Consider the following 17857-nt stretch of genomic DNA (forward strand, 5'->3'; position numbering starts at 1 on the left):
AGGACTGCTACGGCTTCAACACTTCGGCAGGCGGGCCAACGGCAATCACGCGGCCTGCCTCGATCCGGATGACGCGCGTCGCAAGGCGCCTCACCTCTTCGAGATTGTGCGTAACGAACACGATCGGAACCGAGAACTCGTCGCGAACACGCTCGATCAAACTCATGATCTCCATACGGCGCGGATCGTCGAGCCCCGCAAGCGGTTCGTCCATCAAGAGAATACGCGGCGAGGACAGCAGGGCGCGCGCCAATGCGACGCGATGCTTCTCGCCGCCCGACAGCGTTGCCGGACGGCGTTTCAATAGATCGCCGATGCCGAGGACGCCGACAATGACGTCCAGGGGCAATGCGTTCTTTTCACCGCGCGTGAACCACTGTCCGAATTTGATGTTCTGGTCGACTGTCAGATGCGGGAAGAGCTGGGCATCCTGAAAGACGAAGCCGACGCGGCGGCGATGCGGCAGCACGAAAATCCGCGCCTCTGTGTCGGTCAGGACGTTGCCGGCGACGACGATGCGGCCCTTGTCGGGGCGAATAACGCCGGCGATCATGTTCAAAACAGTTGTCTTTCCGGAGCCGGACGATCCGAAGAGCGCCGTCAGCGGACTGTCGCTGTCGAAGGCGATATCGAGGGTAAAGCCGTTTCGCTTTTGAAATGCCGAGACGCTCAGCGCCGGTTCCACGCTCGTCATTCGAATACGGCGATCCGCTTCTGGATGCGGCGGTTCAGAATCTCGGACACCACCAGCGCAATCATCGCGATGGCGACCGAAACGCATGCCAGCCGGAAGGCCTGATAATCTCCGCCAGGAACCTGCGTGTAGGTATAGATCGCGGTTGGGATCGTCTCCGTTTCGCCGGGGATATTCGAGACGAACGTGATCGTCGCGCCGAATTCGCCGAGGGCCTTTGCAAAGCACAGAATGGCGCCGACGAGAATTCCGGGGAGCGCGAGCGGTAGCGTCACGAGCAGGAACGTCCACCAGGCATTGGCGCCGAGCGTCGATGCGGCCGTTTCAAGCCGCCGGTCAATCGCTTCGAAGGACAGCCTTATGGCGCGCAGCATCAGCGGGAATCCCATGATGCCGCACGCCAGCGCGGCGCCCGTCCACCGGAAAGAGAACGTGATGCCCAACAATTCGTAGAGCGCTTTGCCGATGGCGCCCTGACGGCCGAACGTCAGCAGCAGGATGTATCCGGTCACGACGGGCGGCAGGACGAGCGGCAGGTGGAGGAGCCCGTCGAGGATGACCTTTCCGGGGAACCGCCACCGCGCCAAGACATAAGCAAGGAAAAGAGCCACGGGAAGGCCGACGAGCGTCCCGACGGTCGCGACGCGGAGACTAAGCATAATCGCTGTCCATTCGTCGGGAGAAAATCCAAACACGCTCGTGCCTTTCCGTTCGCCGATCCGCCGCCCTCCGGATTGCTATTTGAGGATGGTGAAGCCCTGCTTCGTGAAGAACGCCTGTGCATCCGGCGTTTTCAGGTAGGTGATGAAGGCTTTCGCCGCATCGCCGTTCTTCGTCTCGGCCAGAATGGCGATTGGATAAATGATGGGGGGATGGGTGTCGGCGGGGAATACGTCGACGATCTTGACCTTGGGCTCGGCGGCGGCGTCGGTTTCGTAAACGATGCCGAGTGGCGCCTCGCCTTGGGCAACCAGTGCCAGGGCGGCGCGGACGTTGTCGGCCTGCGCGACTTTGGGCTCTACGGCGCTCCATACGCCGAGTTTTGTCAGTGCCGCCAGACCGTATTTTCCGGCCGGGACCGACTTGACGTTCGCCATCGCGATGTGGTTGTCGCCGAGCGCGGCGGCGAGCGGAAAATCCTTGCCGATCTTCAGCGACAGGGTGCTTGCATTCGGCGCGATCAGGACAAGGCGGTTACCTAGCAGGTTGAAGCGGGTGTCGTCCTTGATGAGTTTTTTCTTATCGACGTAATCCATCCAGTCGAGATCGGCCGAAATGAAGATGTCGGCGGGGGCGGCCTGCTCGATCTGCTTCGCGAGCGCCGACGATCCGGCATACGAGATCACCACCTTATCGCCGGTGCTCTTGTCATAAGCGGCGGCGGCGCTATCGAGCGCGTTCTTGAGGCTGGCTGCCGCGAAAATCGTGATCGTTGTCGTATCAGTCTTCTGCGCCTGGGCTTCGAGTTGAAGCGCCGAGACCAGCATCAGACCGGCCAGAGCTATACGCAGAGACAGACGGGAAAGAATTGATGCCGCGAGCATTACGGACCCACCTTGCTAGTTAATGGCGATATAGTCGCAAGGATATCTAGGCCGTCGGCGTTTGCAACCGGTCGTTTGGAAGCGGAAAAAACTTTCGTAAAGTTGACACTTTAGCGACGACTGGCGCCCCGCGTCCGCTTTCACGGAAGCGGAAACGCGTATCGCCTCAGCCGCGCCGTGCGGGCTTTTTACCGTTGGCAGCCTCGCGCTCTATCAGCATGCGCTTGCGCTCTATGCCCCACCGAAAACCCGCCATGCTCCCGTCGACCCGCACAACGCGGTGGCAGGGAACAACGATAGCCAAGGGGTTCGTGGCGCAGGCCCGCGCGACCGCCCTCACCGCCTTCGGATTGCCGAGGCGATTGGCAACATCAGTGTACGTTTCGGTCGTGCCGAGAGGGATCTCCTGAAGGGCTTTCCAAACGCGCTGTTGAAAGGCCGTGCCGCGAATGTCGAGCGGTAAATCAGCGGGTCTTTCCGGGCGATCGACAAGTCCGACGACGCGCGCGACGGTCTTTTCGAACTGGCGATCGCCAGTGGCGAGTTCAGCGTTCGGAAAGATCTTCCTGAGGTCAGCTATGAGCCGATCGCGATCGTCGCCGATCAGGATTGCGGCGATCCCCTTGGCGCTCGCGGCCACGAGGATATCGCCCAGCATGCATTGACCGAATGCGAACATCAGCACTTCGTGCTTGCCTCCGTCGCGAAACTTTTTCGGCGTCATGCCAAGGAACTCCGAGGCGCTGGCATAAAAGCGCGAGCTTGAGTTGAAGCCCGCGTCATAGATCGCGTCGGTCACGGAAGCGCTCCTTTGTAATTCACGGCGGACGTTCTTTCGACGGTGCGCCAGGGCGTAATCTTTCGGCGTCACGCCGACGATATCCTTGAATATCCGGTGGAAGTGGAAGCGGCTAAGACCGCTCGCCTTGGCCAGCTCGTCGAGGTTCGGGACGTCGCCTTCATTTTCCAATCTGCGGCAGGCGCCGGCGACGATTTGAGCGCGACGCGCTTCAAGCGGGATCTCGTCCGGGCGACAGCGTCGGCATGGACGAAAGCCCGCCGCTTCGGCTTCTGTAGACGTCGCGTGGAAGGCAACGTTCTCGCGTTTCGCCCGGCGTGACGGGCACGAGGGGCGGCAATAGACCCCGGTCGAACTGACGGAGAAAAAGAACGCGCCGTCGGCGGATTTATCGCGTGCGACGACGGCGTCCCAGCGCTGCGCGTCCAACGCGGCGCCCGACGATCGCTTATCGTCGTTTCTTGGTTTGCGGGACATTGTGGTTGGGGGTGCCATGATCCGGGTAACGTAGCGCGCATCCGATCGCGGCACACCCCGAACCTTGCTTTCAAATCGCCGGAATAGGCGAGAATGTTACCGAAGCTTGCGCCGACGTATTGACGTTCAAGGTCAAAACGGCCGGTCGCGCGTAATGACCGACGATGTCGAGGTCGTATTTTCCCCGTGTGATCTTCCGCCGGTCCAATTCGGCGACGCGCACCGAGGAAGCGCCGAACTCCGGCGCCAGCAAGACGTTGCCGAGCGGATCGACAATGCAGGATCCGCCGCGAATCAGGACCGCCGGAGGTTCGCTCTGGAGCAGTTCGCTGTATTCAGGCGGACAATCCTCGCGCGTCAGATATTGACTGGCTGAGACGACGAAGCAGCGTCCTTCGAGCGCTATCGTGCGCATTGTCGGCAACCAAGTATCGCGATCATCGACCGTGGGCGCGCAATAGATTTCAATTCCCTGAGCATACATCGCCATGCGCAGGAGCGGCATGTAGTTTTCCCAGCAAATGACACTGCCGATTTTTCCGATATCGCTGTCCACGACTGCGAGCGTCGAGCCGTCGCCTTGTCCCCAGACGATGCGCTCGAGGGCTGTCGGCACGAGCTTTCGATGCTTTCCGAGAAGGCGGCCGTCGGGGCCGTACATCAGCGCCGTGCAGTAAAGCGTCGCGCCGTCGCGCTCGATGATTCCGACCACGAGATGGATGCCGAAATTTCTTGCGATCTCGCCGATCCGGGCGCATTCGGGACCCGGCACGGCAATCGCGCTTTGAAAATACCGGCGGAATGCGTCGCGGCCTTCGGCGCTGCGCGTTCCGAGCCGAGCGCCAAAATCTAGCCCTTTCGGATAGCCGCCGACGAACGCCTCGGGAAATACTGCAATGTCCGCTTTCTGGTCGGCGGCTTCACGCACGAGATCTTCGAGCTTTGACAGAGTCGCGACGGTATCGAATAGAACCGGGGCCGCTTGAATCACGGCGGCCCTGACGACTGGCTTATCCATGTCGGAATTCCGCTTCTATACGATGGCCTTTACGGCGACTGACGGCCGAATAAGCAGGTTGGCGACTTGCTTGAGCGCGTCGACCAGAGCCTCGCGATCCGGCGCGACGCCAAGCGAAAGACGCAGGGCATCGGGCTCCTCGGCACCGATCGCAAACGCGGAACTCGGGACGACGGAGATCCCGGACCGGCCGGCATGATCGACGAAATCGGCCGCTCGCCAATGTGCCGGCATCTTGAGCCAGATATGATGGCCGCAGCGGTCGGCCGCGATGTTCGTGTCGCCGAGAACCGTCTTCGCGAGCCTTTGGCGGGCGATGTTTTCATCGCGAATGGCGGCGGTCAGGTCGTCGACGATGCCTGTCGAAATCCAACGCGAGGCCACCGCCGCGTTGATCGGCGGCACCATGAGGTTGATGGCCCGAATTGCGCCTGCGAGCCTCATCGCCTGTGCCGCGCCGGGAGCGACGACATAGGCGATACGTAGCGCGGGCGTCGCGCACTTCGACAGCGTCGCAATGTGCCAAGTCAGATCCGGTGCCAAAGCCGCGAGAGGCGTCAGCGCATCGAATTGCAGGACCGAATACGGATCGTCCTCAATGATCGCGACACCATAGCGGCGGGCGATCGCCACGATCTCGCGACGGCGCTCATCCGAAAGCGTCGCGGTCGTCGGATTGTCGATTGCCGGAATAACATAGAGCGCCTTGGGCAGCGCTTTTGCGCAGCAGGCTTCGAACGCCTGCGGAATAATGCCTTTGTCGTCCATCGCCAGCGGACGCAACGCCAACCCCTGTTGCTGCGCGACGGCTTTCAGACCGGGATAGGTTACGCAGCCCGCGGCGATCGCATCGCCCTTCGTGAGAAGGCAGGAGCAAATTGCGTAAAGCGCACTCTGGGCGCCGCTGGCAAGAACGATCGACGACGGCCTGACCTGATCGATGCGCCGCGCAAGCCAGGCTGCGGCTGCTGCGCGGTCGGCGTCGCTGCCGGTGCTTTCCTGATAATGAAGGTGCAGCATGCCGTGCTCCTCGGAGAGGAGGTTGGCGATGGTCTCGGGAATCAAGCGCTTGAGGTTGGCGCTCGCCGGCTGCGGAGGAATATTCATGCTGAGGTCGACGGCGGGCGGCGCGCCAAGACCCAAGATACGACCGTCGTCGATGCGGCGGCGAATGAAGGTGCCACGTCCGGCGCTGGCCTCGACCAAGCCCCGCCGCCGCGCCTCGTTGAACGCCCGCGTCACCGTCGTCAGATCGACGCCCAGGACCTCGGCAATCGTCCGCTGAGGCGGCAGCCGATCTCCCGGTTGTATGCGACCCTCCTTCAGGTCCGCCTCGATGGCTTCGACGATGCCGCGATATTTGAGGTGGCTACTTTCGACCAACCAAGGCTTCCACGAAGACATCCGCCGCCATCCTTAAATACAATAGCCATACACTTATATATCATGTATGCATCGTGCATGGAAGCGCAATTCATTTCGGCTTGTTTCCGTTGACTCTAAAACCGGATCAAAGTACCGATTTACTGGAAAATCTCAATGGCTTGATGGCATTTATGACCAAATGACGCGTCACCCATACAATGCTGCTATTGTATGCATCTGTTGCCATACATTTAGCGTACATCGTTGGTGGCACGAGCGAAAACGACGAGAACAAGGACATCTCTCATGTGTGCGGAACATCAATGGCCGGAACTTCCTCCCTATAAGACCGGGCTGTGGGGTCTTTGCCCGCGCTGCGGGAAGGGAAAGATTTTCGACGGCTTCCTGAAGCTCAAGAAAGCGTGTCCGGTTTGCGGCCTTGATTTGTCGTTTGCCGATCCTGCGGACGGACCGGCGTTCTTCGTCATGTGCTTTGCCTGCATTCCGAGCGCCGCTTTCGCCGTCTGGCTCGAAGTGGCGCATTCGCCGCCATTCTGGGTGCACCTGGTCACAAGCTTGCCGATCATCCTTCTCACTTGCATTCCTCCGATCAGGCCGCTGAAGGGGTGGCTCGTCGCCAGCCAGTACTTCAACAAGGCCGAGGAAGGCCGCCTCGTGTTCGATGACGAGCCGCCTAAGGCTTCCTGAGCGTCCGATAGCGACGTGGGAGCGATCCCAGGCATTCGACGAATTGCGTCCGCGCTCTATATTCGGATGATGCTGAAGAAGACCGATACGCGTCCGACGGTGTTGCTGACTGGCTTTGGCCCGTTTCCGGGCGTGCCTGCGAATGCTTCGGCCGAGGTCGTCAGACGTGTCGTCCGTCGTGCCCGGCGTACATTTCCCGAGCTTCGCTTCGTTGCGGCGGTGCTGCCGACGGAGTGGCGGCGAGCGCCACGCCTCGTCGCGGCGCTGCATGAGCGCTATCGGCCGGTACTCGCGCTGCATTTCGGCGTCGCATCGGAGACGCGAAGCATCCGGCTTGAGACGCAAGCGGAGAATGTCTGCCGGGCGTCGCCTGACGCCGCGGGGATGCTGCCGACGGAGGCGTCGCTTTGCCCAGACGGCCCGGCCAAACGCCACGTGACCCTCGATATTTCAGCGCTTGCGGAAGCTTTGGAGGCCGGTGGCTGGCCCTGCTCGATCTCGAACGATGCGGGCGGCTACCTTTGCAACGCCGTGCTCTATAAGTCGCTTGCGAGCGCGGACGGGCGATGCGCGGTTGGGTTCGTCCATATTCCGGCAGATCTTTCCGGACCGCCGCTCGGACGCGAAGAAACAGTCGCGGCCGCACTCACGATCATCGAAGTCGCCCTCGGCAAAGCTGATACGACAGCAGCGCCGTCGGCTTAGCGACGACGGTGTAAATCAATCGGCTTTTTGTAGAGGAGCCGCGGCCCGACCAAGCGGGGAAGACGGGGGGATGTCTTGGGGCTTGGTCGGGCTCAGCAGCATCTGGTGCGCACGGGGGGAGGTGTCATCACCAGCTTGAGATGCACACTACTGGGGAAAAGATGAACTCATTCTGAACGTGATGTTAAAAAGTCGCAACATTAGGGCTTTTGTCGAAGCTCTCAATGAAATCAACGGCTTTTTCGAGTTGCACGGCCTTGATCGGGGACCGGACCATCGAATCAGATTAGCGTCCCGTCTTTGATCGTCAGTGTATAGGTCCCCGCAATGCCGGCCCGCGCCGCGCCGCTCCTTCTTCCACTTGCGCCTGCCGCGGACAGCCAGATGGAGGCCGCGCGCGCGACGCTTGAAAACGTCTTCGGCTACAAGGGCTTTCGATCTCTTCAGAGCGACATCATTCGGACTCTGCTCGGCGGTGGCGACTGCCTGGCGCTGATGCCGACTGGCGGCGGCAAGTCGCTTTGCTATCAAATCCCGGCGCTGGTCCGTCACGGCACGGGCATCGTGGTGTCGCCGCTCATCGCATTGATGCAAGATCAGGTCGACGCTTTGCGCGATCTCGGCGTCAAGGCGGAGTTCCTGAATTCAACGCAGGACCGGGCGACGCAAGACAAGATCGAGCGAGAATTCGCGGCTGGTGCCCTCGACTTGCTGTACGTCGCGCCCGAGCGCCTCGTGCAGGAGCGCACCCTCAACCTGATCGCGCGCAGCGACATCGCGATTTTCGCCATCGACGAAGCGCATTGCGTTTCGCAGTGGGGCCACGACTTCCGGCCGGAATACCGGCAGCTCAAGATTCTGGCGCAACGCTTTCCGAACGTTCCGCGCGTGGCGCTGACGGCAACGGCAGATGAGCGCACGCGCCAGGATATCATCTCGGAATTGTCGCTCGAAAACGCAGCGACCTACATCGCGAGCTTCGACCGGCCGAACATCCGCTATACCATCGCCGAGCTTGGCAGCGTCAGTTCGCGCGAACGGCTTTGGCAATTCATCGAGACCGAGCATCCCACCGACGCGGGGATCGTTTATTGCCTGTCGCGAAAATCGGTCGATGAGACGGCGGCGTGGCTTTCGTCGAAAGGCCGCAAAGCTCTTGCCTATCATGCCGGGCTCGACGCGCCATTGCGGGCGGCGGCGCAATCGAAGTTCCTGAGCGAAGACGGCCTCATCATCGTCGCGACGATTGCGTTCGGCATGGGCATCGACAAGCCGGACGTGCGGTTCGTCGCGCATCTCAATCTGCCGAAGTCGATCGAGTCCTACTATCAAGAGACCGGCCGCGCCGGGCGCGACGGCGAACCCGCGAATGCCTGGATGGCCTATGGCTTCCAGGACATCGTGCAGCTTCGGCAATGGATCAATCAATCCGACGGCTCGGACGCTTTCAAGAAGGTGCAGCGCCAGAAGCTCGATGCCCTGATCGGACTTGCGGAGATGCCGGGTTGCCGGCGCCAGGCGCTGCTCGCGTACTTCGGCGAGACGCGCCCCGAACCGTGCGGCAACTGCGATAACTGTCTCAATCCGCCTCACACCGAAGACGGCACCGTCCTCGCCCAGAAGGCGCTGTCGGCCGTCTATCGTACCGACCAGCGCTTCGGCGTCACGTATCTGACCGACGTGCTGACCGGCGGCGTCGACGAGCGGATCATTCGCAACGGGCATGACCGTCTGTCGGTGTACGGCATCGGCAAGGATGTGCCGCAAACGACGTGGAAGGGGCTATTCCGGCAACTGACCGCGCTCGGCTATCTTTCCATCGACGACGAAGGTATGGGGTCGCTCGTGCTCACTGAGCGGGCGCGGCCGCTGCTGCGCGGCGAAGATCGCTTCCTGCTGCGCGTCACGCGGCAGACAGCGAAGGCGTCGAAGCGCTCAGCGTCGACGGCTCCTAAGGTTGCGCGAGAAAATCAGCCGCTGTTCGATGCGCTGCGCGCGATGCGCCAGAAGCTCGCAGCGAGCGCGAAGCTGCCGCCCTACGTCGTCGCGCAGGATAAGACGCTTATCGAGCTTTCCGAAAAGCGGCCGACGACCGAAAGCGCACTGCATGACATCATGGGTCTCGGCGCCAGCAAGATCGCGCGTTACGGCGCCGCGTTCATCGATGTCATCTCGCAGTTCAAGAAGCATCCGGCGCTGAGCAATCGACTTTCCGCAACCGTCAATGTGACTCTCGCGGCGCACCTGCGCGGGCTAGACGCTGAGGCGATCGCGGCGGAACGCGGGATCGAGGTTTCGACGGTTTATGGTCACCTCGCGGACGCCATCGAAGCGGGGCTCATCACAGCGGACGACGCCTTAAAGCTCGACGCTACGGAGCGTGACGAGATCGAAGCTGCGTTCGAGCGGTGCGAGACGCGCGACACGGGAAAGCTCGGACCGGCATTCGCGGCGCTCGAAGGGCGCTACGATTACGGCATCCTGAAATGCCAGCTTGCGGATAGTCTCTGATAAATTCTATCGCGCCGACGCTTTCGCCGGCAGAGAGTTCGACAACTTGCTGGCGAGTTGGGCGCAGAGCGCTTCGTGCTCCGGCGTCCAGGTTGCGGCGTTGGTCGCGAACAGGTTGGCCTGCGATTTCAGGATCACGCCGTCGTCGAGAATCTTCAAGCCGTTGGCGCGCAGCGTTTCTCCCGTCGTCGTGATGTCGACGATCAACTCGGCCATGCCGGATGACGGAGCGCCTTCGGTCGCGCCGGCGCTCTCGATGATGCGATAATCGCCGAAGCCTTTCTCTCCGAAGAAGCGCCGGGTCTGATTGACGTATTTCGTCGCGACGCGCGGCCAACGGCCGTGAATGCGGCGAAACGGAAGGGCGATCTCTTCGAGGTCCGCAATGGTAGAGACGTCGATCCAGCATGTCGGCACAGCGACGACGACGTCAGCAAATCCAAAGCCAAGCTTCTGCAGAAAACGAATGCGCGTGGCGGCGTCGGAAATGTTTTCGCGGATCAGATCTTCGCCGGTAATCCCAAGGTGGACGCTGCCGGACTTCAAGGCTTCTGCGATTTCGCTCGACGAAACATACGCGACGTCGACGCCGGGTAAGCCGTCGATCTCGCCGCGATAGCCGCGGACGTGCCCGACTTTTCGGACCACAAGGCCCGCGCGCGCGAACATGTCCGTCGTCTGTTCCATCAGACGGCCCTTCGAGGGAATGGCGAGGGTGAGCTTGCTCATGGCGCTTTGCCTGCCAATGCCGCGAGAAGACGTTCAGAGTGAATGGCGGCGCCGACGGCAGGAATGTCCATCTCCGACCCGGCGGCACGCATCAAGCCGTCGTAACGGCCGCCGCCTGCAATCGGACTTTTCATGCCGAGCGCCGCCGCGTTCACTTCAAACACGAGCCCGGTGTAATAGGCGAGCGTGCGGCCAAACTCGGCGGAGAACGTCACGCGGTCGAGATCGATGCCGGCGTTGGCGAGCAGCGCTAACCGACGATCGTAGGTTTCGAGAGCGTAGCCGGAACCGTTCGGCGCGCTTTTGATGAGGGCCGAAATTTTCTCGCCTGCCGTGATCGCCGGACCCGAGACGCTGATATAGCGTTCGATCAGTTCGATGGCGCGGCCGTCGAGCGGCTCCTCGTTGCGATCCTCGGCGATATCAATGAGGTGCCCGGTGATATCGGCAAGAGTGCGGGTGCCGATGAGTTCGATGGCTTCCTCTTCGAGATAAACCGCGACGGCGGCTTCGCTCGCCTCCATGTCATCGCGCCGGACGGACGACAAAACCTCTGCGGGAATGTTCGAAGACGCCGGACGCACGCCGGTCGCGAAGCCTTTCAAGGCGTCGCGAAACGAAAGCGGACGGAGGAACGCATCGTCGAGGCGCTTCTTCCAATTCGGCGAAATGCCCGCGGCATCGAGAACACTCGAAAACAGGCCGAGGTCGCCAAGACGCAGCGTCCAACTTCTAAAGCCCGTTTTTTCAATGGCCTTGATGATGATCGCGACCGTCTCTGCCTCGGCGACTTCGCGCGACTTGTCGCCGAAACGCTCGATGCCGGTCTGGCGGAATTCGCGCGGATGTCTGGCGTCGGCGCCCTGCGGCTGAAAGCGAAAGGCCGGTCCATTGTAGCAATAGCGAGCGGGTGTCATCGGATCGGCGTGGCGTTCGAGGTGCAGGCGGCAGGTCGGCACGGTGATGTCGGGACGGAGGCAAAGCTCGGCGCCGTCCTGATCGGTGAAGACATAGGTTCGAGCGCGCAGACTCTCGCCGATGACGTCGAGGAAGACGTCGGCGGGCTGGATGATCGCAGGCGCGACGGCGTCGTAGCCGGCTTTGGTGAAAACCGACATCACCGTCTGCGCCTGAGACGCCAGCGCTTCGAGACTCCGCGTCGTTTCAGCGGTCATGGCTATTCCTGATGCCGCTTGATGAGGTTGTGAACTTCTTGAATAAGGTGCGCTTCCGAAACGGCAAACTGCGCCGGGCGCGCCTCCTTCCATTCCCTGTTGTCCTTGATTGCGGCGGCGGCTTTCGCGCCTTCGATCAGGTCCTTGATCGTGACTTCGCCCTTCGCGCGCTCGTCGGAACCCTGGATGATGACGCAGGGGCTGTTGCGCTTGTCGGCGTATTTCATCTGCGCCTTCATGCCGGACGAGCCGAGATACATTTCGGCGCGGATGCCGGCGTTGCGAAGCGCTTGCGTCATTTTCTGATAGGTGGCGATCTCGGACTTATCCATGACGAGAACGACGACCGGGCCGAGAGCGTGGCTTTTCTTTTCGCCGATCAGCGAGAGCGCGGCCTGCAGGCGCGAGACGCCGATGGAGAAGCCGGTCGCGGGCACCTTCTCGCCGGTGAAGCGGGCGACGAGATCATCATATCGTCCGCCGCCGCCGACGGACCCGAAGCGCACGGGCTTGCCGTCGTCGCCTTTGACTTCGAACGTCAGCTCGGCTTCGAAAACCGGGCCGGTGTAGTATTCGAGGCCGCGCACGACGGTCTGGTCGAGGCGGATGCGGTCTTCCTCGTAACCGGCCGCGGCGCAGATTTTCTGGAGCAGCAGGAGATCATCGACACCGGATTTGAAGCCAGGATTGTCGGCATTCTGCGCCATGGGCTTTTCGAGAAAACCGATGACTTCCATCGTCTGCGCAGGGGTCAAATCGGCGCCTTTGGTGAAATCGCCGCTCTCGTCCTTGCGCCCCTTGCCGAGCAAAGCCGCGACGCCTTCAATCCCCAAGCGGTCAAGCTTGTCGACTGCGCGAAGAATGGTGAGACGGCGGCCGGCATTGTCTTCGCCGTCGAGGCCGACGGCGCTCAGAAGCCCATCAAGAAGCTTGCGACTGCTGACCTTAATCCGGTAATCGCCGCGCTTCACGCCGAGCGCTTCGAGCGTGTCGGCGGCGAGCATGCACATCTCGGCGTCGGCCGTGATGCCTTCCGCGCCGACGGTATCGGCGTCGAACTGCATGAACTGACGGAAGCGGCCGGGTCCGGGCTTCTCGTTGCGGTAGACGTTGCCGAACGCGTAGCGGCGGAACGGCTTCGGCAGGTTTTGGAAATTTTGCGCGACGTAGCGGGCGAGCGGCGCAGTGAGATCGTAGCGCAGGCTCATCCATTGCTCGTCCTCATCCTGGAACGAGAAGACGCCTTCGTTGGGCCGGTCCTGGTCCGGCAGGAATTTGCCGAGCGCATCCGTATATTCGATCGCAGGCGTTTCGAGCGCCTCGAAGCCGTATCGCTCGTAAACTTCCCGGATCTTCCCGGTCATGTCGTTGAGCGCCTTCAGCTCGGGCGCCTCGATGTCGCGAAAGCCCTTCGCGAGGCGCGCTTCGGGGCGCGAATTGGTGTTTGCTTTGGACATGCGGGTGATCGGAGAACCAGGGCGTAAATAAAAAAGTTGCCGAGACACCTTTCGGGCGTCCGGCGCGCGAGCCCGCCTTATATCGGATCGCCCGGCATGAGGAAAGGCGGGCGAAAACCCGCCAAAATCAGCCGCCCGGTTCAGCCGAGACCGGGCATCGCCTTTTTGAAGACCGAGCGGAGGCGGCGGCTGGCACGAAGTTGAGCGACGAGTTCGTGAACCAGAATGGCGGGCAGCGCCGCGATATCACGGGAGGCCACGAGATCGTAGAGAGGGATCTCTTCCGTTCCAAATCCGTGCTTCAGCGGATTGAAGTTAACGCCCATATCGAAGCAGCGGATTCCCCGCGTAGCAAGGTGTTTCATAACCTCGATCACGGCGAGACGCCCTGGAGAAAGGTTGCTCCATTTCTCGCCGCCGGTCGAGATGCGCAGCAGCGTAAACGTGCCGTCGTGGACGAGGCCGAAAAGCGCGGCGACGATCTCCCCGCTGGCTTCAAGCGCGAATAGCTCGGTCAATCCGGCGTCCGCGCCGTCAATCGCCATCCGCTCATAAAATGCGCGGCTGGGCGGATGCGCGAGGATGTCCTTGGTTCCGCGGGATGCGTGCCAAACGGCCTGCTGCTCTTCCAAAGTTGCAAAAACGTGGGCGATCTCGTCCATCGTCGTGGCACGGTAGAGGCGCGGATTTTCCTCCTTTTCCCAGAGCCGGTGGCAGCGTTCGAGGTCCTTGCGGTATTTCTTGCCGAGGCTCTGCAAATACTCTTCAAAGCTGCCGGGCAACGTCAGCCGATGGCCGGTTGCGCGAGACGGTGTGCTGCCAAAAAGGTGCAACAGAGGATTTGGTCGGCCGCCGATCTCGACGGGCATACGCTCGAAACGGATCAGATCGATGTCGCGCATTGCGGTTCGCACGGATCGCCAGACGCCGCGAATGCGCCGATTGTCCGTCATCGGCTCGCGTCCGAGGACAGGCGCCCCGTAATCGGAGACGCCGCAATCGGCGAAGCTTGCGATCCGCAGCGAGCCCTCTTTCGTGACGGCAAGCGGAAGCGCCAGGACGACCTCGCCGCTTTCGCCGTCCGTCACGACGACGAGGCGCGGAAAAGCGTTATGTGAGGAGGCCAATTCCTCGTAAAGGACGGTCAGCCAATCGGGTGTCTGGAAGCCGGTCGAGACGACGTCTTTTTGAATGACGTCGAGTGCCGCCAACGCTTCATCGGCGCCGTCGAAGATTTCGGTAATGAAGCGGGTGCCGCGAGACGGTGCCGTCCGCGCTTTTTTCTCTTCGGCGCCCAAATGAGCACCGGTCCCCGTTTCCGCCGTCGCCATACACGATACACTCTTGGCGTTGCAAACAAACTGTCTGCCTGCATCGCGGCGAGATTGCGCCGCTCTGAACGACATTCATTTAAACTGATGAGGCCGGATTGCATCGTGCTGATTTTGCTCGGCAGTTCTGCGTCTGGCTGGCGCTAATTTCAGCCTGCTCCGGCGATCATCGCGGCGGCGAATGCGAGAAAGGCCGCCTCGTAGACCTGCTCGATGGCACCCAGCACGTCGCCGGTATAGCCGCCGATCTTTCTCCGCGCGATCAGTGCGACGATGGCGGCCGCAACGACGGCGACGATGGTCGCGGCAATGAAGACGGCGGTGTCCATAACGCAAAATCCGACGACCAAACTCGTGGCAATGGCGACGGTGAGTTCAACCATCGTCATGCGCGACGGCGCGCGGCTGACTTTGACGTTGTCGCCACCCGCATATGGGAGAAACGCGAGAGTCAAGACGGCCGCGAGGCGGGCTCCAGCATAGGCTGCGATCAACACTCCGACGACGGACACGGGCCCGATCGCGGCGAGTGAGGTTGCCTTCAGCGCGAGGACAGCGATGAGCGCCAGCGCACCATAGGTGCCGATACGGCTGTCCTTCATGATTTCGAGACGGCGCTCGGGGCTCGCGCCGCCGCCGAACGCATCGGCGGTATCGGCCAGGCCGTCCTCATGCAGCGCGCCAGTGAGCAGGATCGACACGGTCAGGCTAATGACGATCGCCACGGGCGCCGGAAAGACTGCCGACGAGATGAGTAAGACAAAGCCGACCGCCGCACCGATCAGCGCGCCGACGAGCGGCATGTATTTCGCCGAACGCGGTAGCCAATCGTCGGGGAAAGGATCGATCGGCTTGATCCCGACACGCGTCAGGAATTGCAGTGCGATGAGGAAGTATCGCACCTCATGCGCGATCATACGGGATGTTCACCCGGGAGATCCGCCATCTCGCGCAGCATCAACTCGGCGGCGCGGACAATGGGGACTGCGAGCGCGGCGCCCGTTCCCTCGCCCAATCGCATCTCAAGTTCGAGCAGCGGCTTCACGCGCAAGTGGTGCAGCAGGGCGGCGTGGCCCGGCTCGGCCGAGCAATGGGCGAAGACGCAGTTATCGAGCGTGCCGGGATAGAGGGCTTCAGCGGCAATCGCGCCAGCCGTCGAGATGAAGCCGTCGACCAGAATCACGCGGCCTGCGGCGGCGGCGGCCGTCATCGCACCTGCCATCATCACAATTTCGAAGCCGCCGAACTGGCGGAGAACTTCGAACGTGCGTCCGGCTTCGGTCGAAGGCGCGATGGCGGCGCGGGCCAGCGTTTCCTTCAGCACCTCGTATTTATGATCGAGGCCGAGGGCAGGCGCTCCGGCACCGGGACCGACGAGCGTTTTGAGGTCGAGGCCCGTCAGCGCGTGCGCAATCAATGATGCCGAACTTGTGTTGCCGATGCCGATTTCGCCGTAGCCGACGATACCGATGTTCTCGGAGCCGAGGCGAGCATCGAGGATGCGGCCCGCGTCGAGCGCTGCAGCGCATTCTTCCGCCGACATCGCAGGCTCGCGGCGCGCGTTTTTGGTGCCGTTGCCGATGCGGCGCTCGGTCAGCGCTTCATGCGGCGGCAACGGTTCGAGCAGTCCGGCATCGACAAGCTCGACGCCGACGCCGGCCGCGCGTGCGAGGACGTTGACGCCTGCGGAACCCGCCAGAACAAACTTCGCGATCTCGCGCGACACGACGGACGGGTAGGCCGTCACGCCTTCGGCCGTGATGCCGTGATCGCCGGTAAAGACGACGATTTTTGCCTGCCCGAGATCGGGATTGGTGGATCCGGCGATCAAGCCGATCTGGACGGCCAGATCCTCAAGCCGCCCGAGCGATCCGATGGGCTTCGCCTTGCCGCGGATACGTGCTTTGAGCTGATCGCTCAGCAACGCGCGGGATTTGGTCACTTCGGGTACGGTGATCATGCGCCGATATAATCCTCAACACTGTTCTTCGGCTGCGGGACGTCGGTGGAATACTGTTCGAGCGTTTCGAGGCCCGGCGGAACCGGGCCACCGTGCGCCCAATCGAGAAGTTCGATCGTGTGCACCACCGGGACTTCAAGCGCGGTTCCGAGCTGCGTGATGCAACCGATATTGCCGGCGGCAACAACGTCGGGCTTGAGCGACTTGATGTGACCGGCCTTGCGATCTCTCAGGGCGCCCGCGATCTCGGGCTGCACAATATTGTAGATGCCGGCCGAACCGCAACAAAGATGCGCTTCGGGTACGTCGAGTACGGTAAATCCGGCCTTTTTCAAAAGCGATTTTGGTTGCGACGTTACGCGCTGGCCGTGCTGCAGCGAGCAGGCGGAGTGATAGGCGACTTTGAGGCTCGACCAGCGCTTCGGGGCACCAATGTCGTACTGGTCGAGGAATTCGGTGACGTCCTTCGCCATCGCGGAAATGTCTTTCGCGCGCTTGGCGTAGTCGGGTTCGTGCTTCAGGAGATGGCCGTAATCCTTGACGGTCGTGCCGCACCCGGACGTGTTGATGATGATGGCATCGACGCCACCTTTGTCGATTTCCTTGCTCCAAGCATCGACGTTGACCTTAGCGGCCGCGATCGCCTGCGCCTCATGCCCGATATGCTGGCTCAGGGCGCCGCAGCACGCGGCCCCCGCCGAGACGATCACATCGATGCCGCCGCGCGCGAAAATACGGATCGTCGCGTCGTTGATTTCCGGCCGCAACACCTGCTGAGCGCAGCCTGCGAGCATGATCACGCGTCCGGTGCGGACACCGGTGGGGGACGCCGTGCCGGGACCTTTGAAGCGGCCGCTGTTCGGCTTCTGTCGTGGCGCGAGTTCGAGCATCGCGGCGAGTTCGGGAAAATTCAGCGCGCGCAACGTCGGCGCCATGCGGCGGCCGAGGGGGGCGGCTTTCAACGCCAACCGGAAGCGGCGGGGATACGGCACGATTTGCGTGAGTGCCCGGCGGATGAGGCGATCCTTCAGGCTGCGATGACCGGTCTTCTCGATGTGCTTTCTCGCGATCTCGACGAGATGCATGTAGTCGACGCCCGACGGGCATGTCGTCATGCACGAAAAACACGAAAGACAACGATCGATGTGGGTCGAGACCTCGGGCTTCGCATCGAGGCCTTTCTCAAGCATGTCCTTGATCGCGTAGATGCGCCCACGCGGGCTGTCGCGCTCATCGCCCAGAACGACGTAGGTCGGACAGGTCGCGGTGCAGAAGCCGCAGTGGACGCAGCGGCGAAGGATGCGCTCGGCTTCCTTCACGTCCGGATCGTTGAGCTGTTCTGCCGTGAAATTGGTTTGCATTGCGCCTGACTGCCGGGCTCGCG

The 17857-nt window shown here is 61.9% G+C and carries 16 protein-coding genes; 3 read left to right on the forward strand and 13 right to left on the reverse strand.

What is annotated here, in order from left to right:
• Nucleotides 1–7: 7 nt before the first annotated feature.
• The 6 genes from modC to WC811_RS08620 all read right to left on the reverse strand — a co-directional run bounded on the left by modC (nt 8) and on the right by WC811_RS08620 (nt 5936).
• The gene (modC, locus tag WC811_RS08595; RefSeq protein ID WP_372643079.1) at nt 8–694 is read right to left on the reverse strand and encodes a molybdenum ABC transporter ATP-binding protein; all 687 of its coding nucleotides are present in this window, start codon (nt 692–694) and stop codon (nt 8–10) included.
• On the reverse strand, nt 691–1389 hold the full coding sequence (gene modB / locus WC811_RS08600; RefSeq protein ID WP_372643081.1) for a molybdate ABC transporter permease subunit: 699 nt from the start codon (nt 1387–1389) through the stop codon (nt 691–693). The genes modC and modB overlap by 4 nt, the downstream gene beginning before the upstream one ends.
• Before the next feature lie 42 nt (nt 1390–1431).
• Nucleotides 1432–2238: a molybdate ABC transporter substrate-binding protein gene (gene modA / locus WC811_RS08605; RefSeq protein ID WP_372643083.1), complete on the reverse strand. Its 807-nt coding sequence runs from the start codon at nt 2236–2238 to the stop codon at nt 1432–1434.
• A gap of 166 nt (nt 2239–2404) precedes the next feature.
• A complete protein-coding gene (gene ada, locus WC811_RS08610) occupies nt 2405–3514 on the reverse strand; it encodes a bifunctional DNA-binding transcriptional regulator/O6-methylguanine-DNA methyltransferase Ada (RefSeq protein ID WP_372643085.1) in 1110 nt (369 codons plus the stop codon).
• A gap of 70 nt (nt 3515–3584) precedes the next feature.
• Nucleotides 3585–4532 carry a carbon-nitrogen hydrolase family protein gene (locus WC811_RS08615; protein ID WP_372643087.1) on the reverse strand — a complete coding sequence of 316 codons (948 nt, stop codon included), beginning with the start codon at nt 4530–4532 and terminating at the stop codon, nt 3585–3587.
• A gap of 15 nt (nt 4533–4547) precedes the next feature.
• Entirely contained in the window at nt 4548–5936 is a 1389-nt protein-coding gene (locus tag WC811_RS08620; protein ID WP_372643089.1) for a PLP-dependent aminotransferase family protein, read from the reverse strand.
• A gap of 267 nt (nt 5937–6203) precedes the next feature.
• Here WC811_RS08620 and WC811_RS08625 point away from each other — a divergent pair, with 267 nt between their 5' ends.
• The 3 genes from WC811_RS08625 (at nt 6204) to recQ (ending at nt 9821) form a co-directional block, all read left to right on the forward strand.
• Nucleotides 6204–6605, forward strand: a complete 402-nt coding sequence (locus WC811_RS08625; RefSeq protein ID WP_372643092.1) for a DUF983 domain-containing protein — start codon at nt 6204–6206, stop codon at nt 6603–6605.
• A gap of 15 nt (nt 6606–6620) precedes the next feature.
• Nucleotides 6621–7310: a pyroglutamyl-peptidase I gene (locus WC811_RS08630; RefSeq protein WP_372643095.1), complete on the forward strand. Its 690-nt coding sequence runs from the start codon at nt 6621–6623 to the stop codon at nt 7308–7310.
• Between the two features lie 327 nt (nt 7311–7637).
• Nucleotides 7638–9821, forward strand: coding sequence for a DNA helicase RecQ (gene recQ / locus WC811_RS08635; RefSeq protein ID WP_372643097.1), 2184 nt, complete (start codon nt 7638–7640; stop codon nt 9819–9821).
• A gap of 6 nt (nt 9822–9827) precedes the next feature.
• Here the strand turns inward: recQ and hisG are convergent, their stop codons facing one another.
• The 7 genes from hisG to glcF all read right to left on the reverse strand — a co-directional run bounded on the left by hisG (nt 9828) and on the right by glcF (nt 17834).
• The gene (hisG, locus tag WC811_RS08640; protein ID WP_372643099.1) at nt 9828–10550 is read right to left on the reverse strand and encodes an ATP phosphoribosyltransferase; all 723 of its coding nucleotides are present in this window, start codon (nt 10548–10550) and stop codon (nt 9828–9830) included.
• The gene (locus tag WC811_RS08645; protein ID WP_372643101.1) at nt 10547–11725 is read right to left on the reverse strand and encodes an ATP phosphoribosyltransferase regulatory subunit; all 1179 of its coding nucleotides are present in this window, start codon (nt 11723–11725) and stop codon (nt 10547–10549) included. The genes hisG and WC811_RS08645 overlap by 4 nt, the downstream gene beginning before the upstream one ends.
• A gap of 2 nt (nt 11726–11727) precedes the next feature.
• Nucleotides 11728–13182, reverse strand: a complete 1455-nt coding sequence (gene hisS / locus WC811_RS08650; RefSeq protein WP_372643103.1) for a histidine--tRNA ligase — start codon at nt 13180–13182, stop codon at nt 11728–11730.
• Nucleotides 13183–13322: 140 nt separating this feature from the next.
• On the reverse strand, nt 13323–14513 hold the full coding sequence (locus WC811_RS08655; protein ID WP_372643106.1) for a GNAT family N-acetyltransferase: 1191 nt from the start codon (nt 14511–14513) through the stop codon (nt 13323–13325).
• Nucleotides 14514–14662: 149 nt separating this feature from the next.
• Complete coding sequence (gene cobS, locus WC811_RS08660; RefSeq protein ID WP_372643108.1) at nt 14663–15430, reverse strand: adenosylcobinamide-GDP ribazoletransferase; 768 nt, start codon at nt 15428–15430, stop codon at nt 14663–14665.
• The gene (gene cobT / locus WC811_RS08665; protein WP_372643111.1) at nt 15427–16473 is read right to left on the reverse strand and encodes a nicotinate-nucleotide--dimethylbenzimidazole phosphoribosyltransferase; all 1047 of its coding nucleotides are present in this window, start codon (nt 16471–16473) and stop codon (nt 15427–15429) included. The genes cobS and cobT overlap by 4 nt, the downstream gene beginning before the upstream one ends.
• Entirely contained in the window at nt 16470–17834 is a 1365-nt protein-coding gene (glcF, locus tag WC811_RS08670; RefSeq protein ID WP_372643113.1) for a glycolate oxidase subunit GlcF, read from the reverse strand. Before glcF ends, cobT begins: the two co-directional genes overlap by 4 nt.
• Nucleotides 17835–17857 lie beyond the last annotated feature (23 nt).

The sequence above is a fragment of the Hyphomicrobium sp. genome, from assembly GCF_041659645.1.
Taxonomy (GTDB): Bacteria; Pseudomonadota; Alphaproteobacteria; order Rhizobiales; family Hyphomicrobiaceae; genus Hyphomicrobium_B.

Bases quoted from the DNA above. Each gene is read 5' to 3' on its own strand.
- modC (WP_372643079.1), bottom strand. From the start codon at position 694: ATGACGAGCGTGGAACCGGCGCTGAGCGTCTCGGCATTTCAAAAGCGA.
- modA (WP_372643083.1), bottom strand. From the start codon at position 2,238: ATGCTCGCGGCATCAATTCTTTCCCGTCTGTCTCTGCGTATAGCTCTG.
- ada (WP_372643085.1), bottom strand. From the start codon at position 3,514: ATGTCCCGCAAACCAAGAAACGACGATAAGCGATCGTCGGGCGCCGCG.
- WC811_RS08615 (WP_372643087.1), bottom strand. From the start codon at position 4,532: ATGGATAAGCCAGTCGTCAGGGCCGCCGTGATTCAAGCGGCCCCGGTT.
- WC811_RS08620 (WP_372643089.1), bottom strand. From the start codon at position 5,936: ATGTCTTCGTGGAAGCCTTGGTTGGTCGAAAGTAGCCACCTCAAATAT.
- WC811_RS08625 (WP_372643092.1), top strand. From the start codon at position 6,204: ATGTGTGCGGAACATCAATGGCCGGAACTTCCTCCCTATAAGACCGGG.
- recQ (WP_372643097.1), top strand. From the start codon at position 7,638: ATGCCGGCCCGCGCCGCGCCGCTCCTTCTTCCACTTGCGCCTGCCGCG.
- hisG (WP_372643099.1), bottom strand. From the start codon at position 10,550: ATGAGCAAGCTCACCCTCGCCATTCCCTCGAAGGGCCGTCTGATGGAA.
- WC811_RS08645 (WP_372643101.1), bottom strand. From the start codon at position 11,725: ATGACCGCTGAAACGACGCGGAGTCTCGAAGCGCTGGCGTCTCAGGCG.
- hisS (WP_372643103.1), bottom strand. From the start codon at position 13,182: ATGTCCAAAGCAAACACCAATTCGCGCCCCGAAGCGCGCCTCGCGAAG.
- WC811_RS08655 (WP_372643106.1), bottom strand. From the start codon at position 14,513: ATGGCGACGGCGGAAACGGGGACCGGTGCTCATTTGGGCGCCGAAGAG.
- cobS (WP_372643108.1), bottom strand. From the start codon at position 15,430: ATGATCGCGCATGAGGTGCGATACTTCCTCATCGCACTGCAATTCCTG.
- cobT (WP_372643111.1), bottom strand. From the start codon at position 16,473: ATGATCACCGTACCCGAAGTGACCAAATCCCGCGCGTTGCTGAGCGAT.
- glcF (WP_372643113.1), bottom strand. From the start codon at position 17,834: ATGCAAACCAATTTCACGGCAGAACAGCTCAACGATCCGGACGTGAAG.